At 34.4% G+C, this 12,850-nt stretch carries 11 protein-coding genes; 9 read left to right on the top strand and 2 right to left on the bottom strand.

What is annotated here, in order from left to right; all coding sequences use genetic code 11:
- Positions 1 to 90: 90 nt before the first annotated feature.
- From eno to ctlX, 4 genes are all read left to right on the top strand, one after another.
- Complete coding sequence (eno, locus tag ACNQGX_RS11710) at positions 91 to 1,383, top strand: phosphopyruvate hydratase (protein ID WP_417976427.1); 1,293 nt, start codon at positions 91 to 93, stop codon at positions 1,381 to 1,383.
- 156 nt (positions 1,384 to 1,539) lie between these two features.
- Positions 1,540 to 2,823 (top strand): citrate synthase, encoded by a 1,284-nt coding sequence (locus ACNQGX_RS11715; protein ID WP_131917013.1) that lies wholly within the window; start codon positions 1,540 to 1,542, stop codon positions 2,821 to 2,823.
- Between the two features lie 65 nt (positions 2,824 to 2,888).
- On the top strand, positions 2,889 to 3,803 hold the full coding sequence (locus ACNQGX_RS11720; RefSeq protein WP_417976429.1) for a dimethylarginine dimethylaminohydrolase family protein: 915 nt from the start codon (positions 2,889 to 2,891) through the stop codon (positions 3,801 to 3,803).
- 64 nt (positions 3,804 to 3,867) lie between these two features.
- Positions 3,868 to 4,803: a citrulline utilization hydrolase CtlX gene (ctlX, locus tag ACNQGX_RS11725; RefSeq protein ID WP_417976431.1), complete on the top strand. Its 936-nt coding sequence runs from the start codon at positions 3,868 to 3,870 to the stop codon at positions 4,801 to 4,803.
- Between the two features lie 48 nt (positions 4,804 to 4,851).
- Here the strand turns inward: ctlX and ACNQGX_RS11730 are convergent, their stop codons facing one another.
- Complete coding sequence (locus ACNQGX_RS11730; RefSeq protein WP_131917016.1) at positions 4,852 to 5,481, bottom strand: MarC family NAAT transporter; 630 nt, start codon at positions 5,479 to 5,481, stop codon at positions 4,852 to 4,854.
- Positions 5,482 to 5,627: 146 nt separating this feature from the next.
- On the opposite strand from ACNQGX_RS11730, the gene ACNQGX_RS11735 reads away from it, so the two are divergent.
- Positions 5,628 to 5,993 carry a CoA-binding protein gene (locus tag ACNQGX_RS11735; protein WP_131917026.1) on the top strand — a complete coding sequence of 122 codons (366 nt, stop codon included), beginning with the start codon at positions 5,628 to 5,630 and terminating at the stop codon, positions 5,991 to 5,993.
- Positions 5,994 to 6,134: 141 nt separating this feature from the next.
- Here the strand turns inward: ACNQGX_RS11735 and ACNQGX_RS11740 are convergent, their stop codons facing one another.
- Entirely contained in the window at positions 6,135 to 7,643 is a 1,509-nt protein-coding gene (locus ACNQGX_RS11740) for a sodium:solute symporter (protein WP_417976433.1), read from the bottom strand.
- Positions 7,644 to 7,742: 99 nt separating this feature from the next.
- Between ACNQGX_RS11740 and recR the strand changes: the two genes are divergently transcribed.
- The 4 genes from recR to ACNQGX_RS11760 all read left to right on the top strand — a co-directional run bounded on the left by recR (position 7,743) and on the right by ACNQGX_RS11760 (position 12,715).
- Positions 7,743 to 8,363, top strand: a complete 621-nt coding sequence (gene recR / locus ACNQGX_RS11745) for a recombination mediator RecR (protein WP_417976435.1) — start codon at positions 7,743 to 7,745, stop codon at positions 8,361 to 8,363.
- 71 nt (positions 8,364 to 8,434) lie between these two features.
- The gene (locus ACNQGX_RS11750; protein ID WP_417976437.1) at positions 8,435 to 9,226 is read left to right on the top strand and encodes a polysaccharide biosynthesis/export family protein; all 792 of its coding nucleotides are present in this window, start codon (positions 8,435 to 8,437) and stop codon (positions 9,224 to 9,226) included.
- A 15-nt stretch (positions 9,227 to 9,241) separates the two neighbouring features.
- Complete coding sequence (locus tag ACNQGX_RS11755) at positions 9,242 to 11,701, top strand: polysaccharide biosynthesis tyrosine autokinase (RefSeq protein ID WP_417976439.1); 2,460 nt, start codon at positions 9,242 to 9,244, stop codon at positions 11,699 to 11,701.
- Positions 11,702 to 11,731: 30 nt separating this feature from the next.
- A complete protein-coding gene (locus tag ACNQGX_RS11760) occupies positions 11,732 to 12,715 on the top strand; it encodes an SDR family oxidoreductase (protein WP_417976441.1) in 984 nt (327 codons plus the stop codon).
- The last annotated feature ends 135 nt before the right edge of the window (positions 12,716 to 12,850 follow it).

A 12,850-nucleotide genomic window follows, 5' to 3' on the forward strand; every position in this document is an offset into this window, starting at 1 on the left:
TAACGTTTTCGTTAATAACATTCATTATTTTCATAAAATCATTCCAAAAGATAGAATATATTTGTATTTTAAAATTTAAAATTTTAGTATATGAGTATTATTATCAAAATTCACGCAAGACAAATTTTCGATTCAAGAGGAAATCCTACAATAGAAGTAGATGTAATTACAGACAATGGTGTTTTAGGAAGAGCAGCAGTACCATCTGGAGCCTCAACTGGAGAACATGAAGCGGTTGAATTACGTGATGGAGGAAAAGCATTTCTTGGAAAAGGAGTTTTGAATGCAGTGAAAAATGTTAATACTGTTATTTCTGAAGAACTTTTAGGTGTTTCTGTTTTCGAACAAAATCTTATTGATCAAATGATGATCGATTTAGATGGTACTCCAAATAAATCAAACTTAGGAGCAAATGCAATTTTAGGTGTTTCATTGGCTGTGGCAAAAGCGGCTGCTAATGAATTAGGATTGCCATTATACAGATACGTAGGTGGCGTTTCTGCAAACACATTGCCAGTGCCAATGATGAATATCATCAATGGGGGATCACATTCTGATGCGCCTATCGCGTTTCAGGAATTCATGATTTTCCCTGTGAAAGCAACTTCTTTTTCACATGCGATGCAAATGGGAACTGAAATTTTTCATAGTTTGAAAAAAGTGTTGCATGATAGAGGACTTTCTACTGCTGTAGGTGATGAAGGTGGTTTTGCGCCAAATCTAGCTGGAGGAACTGAAGATGCTTTAGATACGATCAAAAAAGCGGTAGAAACTGCAGGTTATACTTTTGGAGATGAAATCATGATCGCTTTAGATTGTGCTGCTGCAGAGTTTTATGTAAATGGTAAATACGATTATTCTAAATTTGAAGGGGAAACTGGTAAAGTTAGGTCTTCTGCTGAGCAAGTAGAGTATTTAGCCGAATTAGTTGCTAAATATCCAATCATTTCTATTGAAGATGGAATGGATGAAAATGACTGGGATGGATGGAAATTGCTTACGGATAAAATTGGAGATAAAGTACAATTAGTTGGGGATGATTTATTTGTTACCAATGTAACACGTTTGTCTACTGGTATCGAAAAAGGAATCGCTAATTCAATTCTTATTAAAGTAAACCAAATTGGAACTTTGACTGAAACTATTGCGGCTGTTAATATGGCTAAAAATGCAGGATATACTTCAGTAATGTCACACCGTTCAGGAGAGACAGAAGACAATACAATTGCAGATTTAGCAGTAGCGTTAAACTGTGGTCAAATTAAAACAGGTTCAGCTTCTCGTTCTGATCGTATGGCAAAATACAATCAATTATTAAGAATTGAGGAAGAATTGGGAAATACAGCTTATTTTCCTGGTAAAAATGCTTTCAAAATCAAATAATTTCTTACGATATTTTTATTTAAAGCCATTCACGTATTGTGAGTGGCTTTTTTTTACAATATTTAACAATTTCATTGTGGTATTCTCTTTTTAATTAGTGTTTAATTCCCTAGATTTGATAAATTATTATTTTAAAAGTTTATTTTCAATTTTATTATGTCAAAAATAGCAACATTAGAAATTGATGGTAAAAAATTTGAACTGCCGATCATTGTAGGAAGTGAAAATGAAGTTGCCATTGATATTAACAAATTACGTGATTTATCAGGTGTAATTACACTTGATCCAGGTTATAAAAATTCAGGTTCTTGTACCAGCGAAATCACTTTCCTAGATGGTGAACTTGGAATTCTACGTTACAGAGGATATTCGATTGAAGATTTAGCAGAAAAAGCAGATTTTTTAGAAGTATCTTACCTTTTGATTTTTGGTGAGTTGCCAACTGTTAAGCAGTTAGCGCAGTTTGAAACTGATATCAGAAAATACACTTTGGTCAATGAAGAAATGAAAAACATCATTGATGGTTTTCCTAAAACAGCTCATCCAATGGGTGTTTTAGCAGCTTTGACAAGTGCGTTGACGGCATTTAACCCTAAATCGGTGAATGTTGAGAATGAAAAAGAAATGTACGAGGCTGTATGTAAAACTATGGGTAAATTCCTGGTTATAGCAACTTGGACGTATAGAAAAAGTATGGGATATCCTTTGAATTATTATGATAATACTAAAGGATATGTAGAGAATTTTATGCGTTTAATGTTTGAATTGCCTACAGAACCTTACACAGCAAATCCCGTTGTTATTGATGCATTGGATAAATTATTCATCCTTCACGGAGATCATGAGCAAAACTGTTCTACATCTACCGTTAGGATGGTAGGTTCCTCTCACGCAGGATTATTTGCTTCAGTATCTGCTGGAGTTTCTGCACTTTGGGGTCCATTACACGGAGGAGCAAATCAAGCCGTGCTTGAAATGTTAGAAGAAATCCATAGAAATGGAGGGGATGCTGATAAATATATGGCTAAAGCCAAAGATAAAAATGATCCTTTCCGATTGATGGGATTTGGTCATAGAGTCTATAAAAATTTCGATCCAAGAGCAAAAATCATCAAAAAAGCAGCTAATGAAGTTTTAGCAACTTTAGGAGTTGAAGATCCAATTCTTGCAATTGCCAAGAAATTAGAAGAGTCGGCTTTAGAAGATGAATACTTCAAATCAAGAAATTTATATCCTAATGTAGATTTCTATTCTGGAATTATTTACAGAGCATTAGGAATTCCTACGGATATGTTCACCGTAATGTTTGCCATAGGTCGTTTACCGGGTTGGATCGCACAATGGAAAGAAATGCGTGAAAATAAGGAGCCTATCGGAAGGCCGAGACAAGTTTATACAGGGCACCCTTTGAGGGATTTTGTGCCGACAGATAAAAGATAAAATCAGTTTAAAAAGCTTCACTAATTAGTGAAGCTTTTTTTATATTTGCCAAAAGCTAAAAATACATGTTAGAATTAAATATAAAGAATGAAACTTCGAGGCTTAGAGCAGTAGTTCTGGGTTCGGCAGTTAATAATGGACCTACGCCAAAGGTTGAAGAAGCCTATGATCCAAAATCATTGGAGCATATTTTAGCAGGCACCTATCCGCAGGAGCAAGACATGGTGAATGAAATGGAAGCATTTAACACCGTGCTGAAAAAATATAATGTGACAGTTTATCGTCCGGAAATGATTGAAAATTACAATCAGATATTTACAAGAGACATTGGTTTTGTAATTGATGATGTTTTCGTAAAATCGAATATTTTGCCAGATAGAGAGCGAGAATTAGATGCTATTCAATATATAATTGACCAAATTAACCCTAAAAAAGTAGTGCGTCCTCCGGAGGAAGTTCACATAGAAGGAGGCGATGTCATGCTGTGGAAGGATTATATTTTCATTGGAACCTATAAAGGAAGTGACTACAAAGACTACATTACTGCACGAACGAATGTGCAAGGAGTTCGATATATTAAAGACTTATTCCCAAATAAAATTGTTAAAGAGTTTGATTTGGTAAAATCTAAAATTGAAGCTCGTGACAACGCATTGCATTTGGATTGTTGTTTCCAACCGGTGGGGAATGATAAAGGGATTATCTACAAAAATGGATTCCGTGAAGAAGCAGATTATTTGTTTCTGGTGAATCTTTTTGGAAAAGAAAATCTATTTCATATTACCAGAGAAGAAATGTACAATATGAATTCCAATATTTTTTCTATTGATACTAATGTTGTCGTTTCTGAAAGAAACTTCACAAGACTTAACAATTGGTTGCGTGCAAACGGTTTTGTGGTTGAAGAAATTCCATACGCAGAAATTGCAAAACAAGAAGGATTATTACGATGTTCTACCTTACCTTTAATTAGAGATTAATTTTGATATAGAGACGCCGTAGAGACACACTGCAGTGCGTCTCTACAAAAACAAAAAATAAAACATGAAACAGACAACAAATTCCATATTGATGATTCGCCCGGTTGCGTTTAGAATGAACGAACAAACGGCAGTTAATAATTATTATCAAAAAGTAGTAGACGGACTTTTACCTGCAACCGTAAATGCCAAAGCGCAACAAGAATTTGATGCTTTTGTCGAAAAACTAACAGCAGTTGGGGTTGATGTTACAGTTGTTGATGATACGTTGAATCCAGATACTCCTGATAGTATTTTTCCAAACAACTGGATTTCTTTTCACGAGAATGGTGATGTAGCTTTATATCCAATGTTTGCAGAAAATCGTCGTGAGGAACGTCGCGAAGATATTTTGGATATCCTGGAAGATAAAGGTTTTGTGATTAACAATATCGTTGATTATACATCGGCTGAAGAAGATGGGTTTTTCTTGGAAGGAACAGGAAGTTTACTTTTGGATAGAACCAACGCAAAAGCGTATTGCGCTTTGTCTCCTAGAGCTGATGAAGAATTATTTATAGAATTCTGCGAGGATTTTGATTATGCACCAGTGATTTTTGAAGCTTTTCAAACTGTTGATTCCGAACGAAAACTGATTTATCATACCAATGTGATGATGTGCTTGGGAGAAACTTTTGCGGTAATTTGCGCAGATTGTATCGATGATAAGAAAGAACGTAAAATGGTTCTGGAGAATCTAAAAGAAAACGGCAAAGAAGTTATTTTAATCACCGAAGCCCAAATGAACAATTTTGCAGGTAATATGCTTGAAGTTCGTGGAGCAAATGATAAACGATATTTGGTTATGAGTGCAGCTGCACATCAAAGTTTGACTCCAAAACAAATTGAGCAATTAGAAAAACATGCTGAAATTTTGAGCTCAAGTTTAGATACGATTGAAGCTTGTGGCGGAGGAAGTGCCAGATGTATGATGGCGGAAATTTTCTTGCCTAGAAATTAATTTTTTCACTCTGGGCAAAGTCTAAATTCTTTGCCCGGATTAAAATATTTATGCTAAATTCCCCTTTATAATATTGATAATTGCACTTACAATATATTGTATTCCTATTGCAATTACAATGAAACCTACAATTCTTGATATCGCTACAATTCCAGACGCTCCAAGTATTTTTGCCAAATAATGGGCGCTTTTAAGGATAATGAAAATTGCAACCGCAATGGCAAGAATAGCAATTGAAGAAATGATAATCTCCATAGTTGTATTGTGTTCCTGATAAAATGCAATAAGTAAAGAAATAGAGCCAGGTCCGGCAAGCATAGGGATTGCAAGCGGAGTCAAGGCAATATCATTTCTTTTTTGCGCATCAGTTTCAGCTTTTTTATTGATTCCTCTCTTTTTATTAAACTTTCCTGAAAGCAAGGAAAATCCGGAACTTACAATGATAATTCCGCCAGCAATTCTTAGCGCATCGATACTGATTCCAAAAAAGATTAAAACATATTGACCTATAAAAAACGAGACGATAAGAATAATAAATACATTTATCGCCGTCCATAAAGAAATTCGGGAACGTTCCTTTTTGGTGTCATTTTGTGTAAGTCCTACGAAAATAGGAACGGTACCAATAGGGTTTAATACCGAAAAAAGTGCGACAAACAGATAAATAAATAGATCCATATTTTGTTTTTAAGATTGTAAAAATACTCTTTTTTTACTTTTTAATGTTAGGGTAATGTTTTTTCTTGCTTTTGTAACTAAACCTAATAATTGCTGAACTCATGGACCTTTTTCATTACTTTTGCAAAATATAATTACAGAAAATGATAAAAAATAAAAAAACATTAGTTCTTGGAGCTTCAACAAAGCCAGTTAGATATTCTTTTGTAGCGATTGAAAAGTTAGTTGAAAAAGGACATTCCGTTCTTGCGATTGGTCAAAACGCAGGGGAAGTAGCCGGAATAAAAATCCAGACTAAAGCTATCCCACTAAAAAATATCGACACGGTCACTCTTTACCTAAATCCTTTGCGTCAGCGTGATTATTATAATTATATCGTTGAGGCACAACCAAAACGTGTTATTTTCAATCCGGGTACTGAGAATCCTGAGTTCTATCAATTGTTGAAATTAAATGACATCAAAGTCGAGATAGCTTGTACGCTAGTTATGTTGGCAACAAATCAATATTAGTTTTTTGGAGCTATCCCGATAGCTATCGGGACCAGCTGTCCGCTATATCTTTCCCGTCCTGAATTTGTTTCAGGATCCTAAAACAAGTTCAGGACGGGAAAGGATGTCGCTGCCTCCCGATAGTTATCGGGAGGGCTAAAACTAAAATCGGGTTCCAGATGTGGCATTCTTGCTAATCAATAACAATCCAAGAAAAGTGATTAGCCCGTTTACGATTATCAATTCGTTATCGAAAACATATCCAAAAAACAATGTTTTAGAATTTTCGCTGATAAAGTAAGTTACAGCCGGAGATAATAAGCATATAATTGGAACAAATTTGTCTTTGACCGTTTTTGATTTTACAAACAATCCAAAACAATACAATCCCAAAAGCGGGCCATACGTATAGGATGCAACCCTAAAAATCATTCCTACAACAGAGCTATCATTGATGGCATTAAAGAAAATAATGACCAGAAACATTAGAAACGAAAAGGCAATATGTACAAAATGCCTGGTTCGCACCACATTTGGTTTATTTAGATTTTCTGCTTTATCCATTCCTAAAAAATCCACACAAAACGAAGTTGTTAATGCTGTTAATGCGGAATCCGTTGTCGCAAAGGTAGCCGCCGTTAATCCTAACAAGAAAATAATGGATGGAATCAGTGTCAAATGGTTAAAGGCAATTTCAGGGAAAAGTAAATCGGTTCTTGGTTTCCCGGTAACTAAGTCGGTTGGAACTTCTATTCCGTTTTTATTGGCATAGATATAAAGTAAAGCACCTACGCTAAGGAAAAAGATATTGATAAGTACAAATATTCCGGTGAACGTAAACATGTTTTTTTGTGCTTCGCCAATGTTCTTGCAACTCAGGTTTTTCTGCATTAAATCTTGATCCAAACCCACCATGGCAATGGTTACAAAAATTCCTCCCAGAATTTGCTTTACAAAATGGAATTTATTGGATACAAAATCTTCGAAGAAGAATACTTTAGAATAATTGCTGTTTTTTACTTCTTCAAAAGCTTCAAAAATATTCAAATTCAAACTTCTGCAAATAAAGAAAATCGTTAAAAAGACAGAAGAAACTAAGAAAAAGGTTTGTAAAGTATCAGTAATAATTATTGTTTTCAAGCCGCCTCGATACGTGTAAGCAAATATCAAACCCAGTGAAATTAAAACCGTAACTGCAAATGGGATTCCGTAAAAGTCAAAAACAAAACGTTGCAAAACAATCACAACAAGATACAATCTGAATGCAGATCCAATTGTTCGGCTAATCAGGAAAATAGTTGCGGCAGTTTTATAGGAATAAATTCCTAATCGGTGTTCTATATAACCATAAATTGAAGTTAGATTCATTCGATAATACAGCGGCAGCAATACTTTTGCAATAATGACGAAGCCAATGGCATTACCTAGAACAAACTGAAAATATTTGAATTGCTCCCCATTTGGAGAGCCCACTTCTCCCGGGACTGAAATAAAAGTCACTCCGGAAAGTGCTGTTCCAATCATTCCAAAAGCAACTAAATACCATTTGGAATTTTTATTGGCTTTAAAAAAAGCATCATTTCCGCTGTCTTTTTTGCTTACAGCATGAGAGATGTAAAATAAAATTCCAAAATAAACGATTATAAGTATTAGAATAGTGCTGGGAGTCATTTTGTATAAATATTGTTTGGACCAAATTACATAAATAATCTTCAAATTTTCAAATTTTCTATTCCGTACGTTCGGGACAAATTAACTACTTTTGCTGTTATGGAATTTTCTTCGAAATTAATAGAAAAAGCAGTGAATGAAATGTCTCAGTTACCAGGAATTGGTAAACGAACGGCACTGCGATTGGTGTTGCATTTATTAAAACAGCCCAAAGAGCAAACGGGCTTTTTATCACAAGCCTTAGTCGCTATGCGTGAGGATATTAAGTATTGTAATAGTTGTCATAATATTTCGGATAGTATATTGTGTGAAATTTGTGCAAATCAGAGCAGAAATCATCAAATCATTTGCATTGTGGAGGATATTCGTGATGTAATGGCAATTGAAAATACAGGTCAGTTTAGAGGGATTTATCATGTTCTTGGAGGTAAAATTTCCCCTATTGATGGGGTTGGGCCTAGTCAGTTAAACATAACGACTTTAGTCGAGAAAGTGAAGTCAGGTAATGTCAACGAAATAATTTTTGCGTTAAGCTCCACAATGGAGGGCGACACCACTAATTTTTACATTTATAAACAAATTGCTGATTGTGAAATAATCATGTCTACAATTGCAAGAGGGATTTCGGTGGGGGATGAGCTGGAATATGCTGATGAAGTTACCTTGGGAAGGAGTATCTTGCAAAGAGTTCCTTTTGAAAAGTCGTTTAAAAACAATTAATCCATTTAATGAATAGTGATGCTTTTTAAATCGTAAATGAAAAGCTATATTTGTTGTTAAAAATATTGAAAATGAGCAAATCCGTACTCTGTTTGTTATTAGTTATTAGCGTGTTGTTTTCTTCTTGCATTCCAACTCAAGATTTAATTTACCTTCAGAAAAAAAATAATTCAGATGGTGAAACTATGATTGCGGCTGTTGAGTCAAAACCATACCGATTGCAAACTAATGACGTTTTGAGTATTACCATAAAAGCAATAGATCCAAAATTGGTCGCTATTTTTAGTCCTTCCAGTGAAGGCGCTGCAGCTGGTAAATCAGAGTCAGGATTGTATTTTGACGGTTTTACGGTTGATGATCATGGTAATATAAGGATTCCGGTTTTGGGGGAATTAAATGTGATTGGCTACACGTTGGATGAAATCAGGGTTAGAGTTGAAAAGCAATTGTTAGCAGAATATTTTAATAAGGAGGCTAGTATTTTTGTAACGGTGAAATTAGCGGGTTTTAGATATACCATCAATGGAGAAATAGGAGGTCCGGGTACAAAAACACTGTTTCAAGAACAGGTAAATGTAATGGAAGCTATTGCAAATGCTGGGGATATTACCATTACTGGGGATAGAAAAGCAGTTACAATTATGCGAAAAACACCAACTGGAGTTCAAATGCAGGATTTAGATCTTACGGATATAAATGTGATGAAATCACCTTATTTTTATTTACAGCCAAATGATTATATTTATGTAAAGCCACTTAAGCAAAAAACTTGGGGAACTGGAAAAACAGGAATAGAATCTTTGGGAACAATCATTACATTGTTGTCTTTAGCTACAACTACTTTTTTACTATTAAAAAATTAAAACAGCGCTCAAAAGATGTTAGATATAAAAGATTTTTCGATTTTTGAAAACCAAGTAAGCTTTGACTTTAAGGGGTTTTTAATAAAAATCGGGAGTTATTGGAAGTGGTTTTTGATAAGCTTATTGATCACTTTTACGATTGCCTATCAAGTAAATATTCGTAAAGAAAAAATTTACGGTATGGAAACGCTTATTGCTGTAAAAGAAGAAAGTAATCCTCTTTTTACCTCAAATACGAGTTTGGTCTTTAATTGGGGTGGTACTTCGGATCAGGTTCAGACGATATCAACTACATTGCAATCCAGATCTCATAATGAGTTGGTGGTAGATAAATTACAATACTATATTAATTACTTAGTTCAGGGGAAATACAATCTTGAAGATGCTTATGGAACAGTTCCATTCTATGTAAATATCGATAAATCAAAAGGGCAATTAGCGGGAAATCTAATTGGAATTAAATTTATAAGTGAAAATGTTTATGAGGTCAGAATTCCATTTAAAAACCAAAATGTTTCAGTACTAACCTATTCAAATAACACATACAGTAATACAGCAGTAGAAACCGGAGATTTTGTAAAAAGATATAAGGTTGGCGAAAAAGTTTCTTTACCTTTTTTAAATTGGAAATTACAAATAAAAGATAATCCTGGTTTTTATAAGGGAAATGAATATTTTGTTCAGTTCAATGATTTTGATGGAACTGTCTCTGGATATAAAGGGATAAACGTTAAATCGGATGATAAAGGGGGCTCAATAATTACCTTGGGTATGCAAGGGACTAATAAAGCCAGAATGGTTGAATATTTAAATTCGACTGTTAAGATGCTGATAAAAAGACAATTGGATAGTAAGAATCAGTTTGCGACTAATACGATAGCGTTCATAGACAGTACATTGGTTACTATGGAAGCTCAATTAAAAGAGACGGGCAATGAGCTGAAATCCTTTAGAAAAGATAAAAATATCTATGATATAGAAGAAGGTGGAGCAAAGTTTTCCGAAAAGATTTTGGAATTTGATGTTAAGAAAGACGAAGTCAATCGTAAAATGGCGTATTATAATTCATTAAAATCATACTTGAAAAACAGTGTGAATTATGCTAAACTTCCAGCACCATCAGTGGCGGGAATTGAAGATCCAAATATTGTAGTGAATGTTTCCAAATTAATTGCATTGTCTACCCAAAGATCCGAAATGGCTTATGCTGTAAAGAGCGATAAAATATTCAAGGATTTTGACAATCAAATGGAGGCAGTCAAAAATGTTTTATTAGAAAATATAGCAACAGCCAAAGCTTCTCTTCAGTATGATTTAGCTATGGTGAGCAGTAAAATAAATGAAACGGAAAGTACTATAAAACAACTTCCGGAAGATCAACAAGAGCTCATTAAAATCAAAAGAAAATATGATTTAAGTGATAATATTTACAGTACATTTCTTCAAAAAAGAAGTGAAGCAGATATTGTTAAAGCAGCAAATTTATCAGATATTCATTTTATTGATCCGGCTAAGGATGTTGGAGGAGGACTTATAGGGCCAAAAACATCAGTTAATTATGTATTGGCTTTATTTCTGGGAATACTTTTTCCGTTGATTTTTGTGTTTGCCATTTTCTTTATCAATAATTCAATCCAGAACACAGAGGACATCAGTAAAATGACAAAAATTCCTTTAATAGGTGTTGTTGGAGTTAATAAAGAGAATACGAATTTAGCTGTTTATGATAGGCCTAAATCAGCTTTATCTGAATCTTTTAGAGCCATTCGTTCTTCACTTCAGTTTTTGTATAAGCAACAAAATCTAGATGGTGCTAAGACTTTGATGATTACATCCTCTGTCAGTGGTGAAGGAAAGACATTCTGTTCGATAAACATCGCTACCGTATTTGCACTTAGCGGAAAAAAAACAGTTGTTATTGGTCTGGATTTAAGAAAACCGAAACTGTTTACTGAATTTAATTTATCCAATGAAGTTGGAGTAGTCAATTATTTGATAAAACAAAAGACGATTGACGAAATCATAAATCATACTCATATCCCTTTTCTTGACGTTATTTTATCAGGACCAATTCCGCCCAATCCGGCTGAGATGATCATGAGTGAAGGAATGGGAGCGTTAATTGAAGAGTTAAAGAAAAAGTACGATTATATTATATTGGATACGCCTCCGGTCGGTTTGGTGTCGGATGCGCTGGAGCTGGCGCAATATTGCGATGTTACCCTGTATATAGTAAGGCAGAATTTTACTAAAAAAGACATGATTACGCTGTTAAACAACAGGGTGAAACGCGGGGAGTTGAACAATACCAGTATTATTTTGAATGGTTTAGAGAATAAAGCAAAATATGGTACGGGTTATGGGTACGGTTATGGGTACGGCTATGGTTATGGCACGTATGCCAATGGATATTATGAAGAGGATAAACCTAAAAGTATTTATCAAAGAATAGCACAGAAAATATTGAAAAAATAAACGAAGTAATTGATTTAAAAACAAGAATAGATGAAAATAGAAACAAAAAGTTCCGTTTTAATTACAGGAGGAGCAGGATTTATAGGTTCTAATCTTTGTGAATATTTTTTATCTGAAGGCTATAAGGTCGTTTGTTTGGATAATTTTGCAACAGGCTACAGACATAATTTAAAAGACTTTATAAATCATCCGAATTTTAGTTTGATAGAAGGTGACATTCGTAATGCAACAGAATGTCAAAATGCAGTGCAAGGAGTAGATTATGTTTTACATCAGGCGGCTTTGGGCTCTGTTCCACGCTCCATCAATGACCCTGTTACTACGAATGACGTAAACGTTTCCGGGTTTTTAAATATGCTGGTTGCGGCAAGAGATGCAAAAGTAAAACGATTCATATATGCGGCGAGTTCTTCCACGTATGGGGATTCGGAAGCTTTGCCTAAAGTTGAAGAAGTAATTGGGAAGCCACTGTCTCCTTATGCCATAACAAAATATGTTAATGAGTTATATGCTGAAATCTTTAGTAGAACCTATGGTTTAGAGACAATTGGGTTGCGTTATTTTAATGTTTTTGGTCGAAAGCAAGATCCTAACGGAGCATATGCAGCGGTCATTCCCAAATTTGTAATGCAATTGATGCAATTAGACAGTCCAAAAATAAATGGTGATGGTAATTATTCCCGTGATTTTACTTACATCGATAATGTGATTCAAATGAATGAGTTGGCCATGCTGACAAAAAATCCAGCTGCAGTAAATACAGTTTATAATACCGCTTATGGAGATAGGAATACTTTGAATAATTTAGTAGATTATTTAAAAGAATTTTTAACTGAATATGATAAAAGAATCGATAGTGTCAAAGTAGAATATGGCCCAAATAGAGCGGGAGACATTCCACATTCTTTGGCTAGTATTGAAAAAGCCAAATCCTTATTGGGATATAATCCAAAATATTCCATGCAAGAAGGATTGAGAGAAGCTGTGGAATGGTATTGGGATAATTTGCGTTAGGGAGTTAAGGGTTATGAGTTAGGGATTGTGAGTTAGGAGTTATGAGTTAGGAGTTATGAGTTAGGAGTTATGATTTTCTGAGTAAACGAGAACCGAAAAAAGAGAATAGAAAAGATATATAAATTGAAATTAGAA

The sequence above is a fragment of the Flavobacterium glycogeni genome, assembly GCF_048286775.1.
GTDB lineage: Bacteria > Bacteroidota > Bacteroidia > Flavobacteriales > Flavobacteriaceae > Flavobacterium.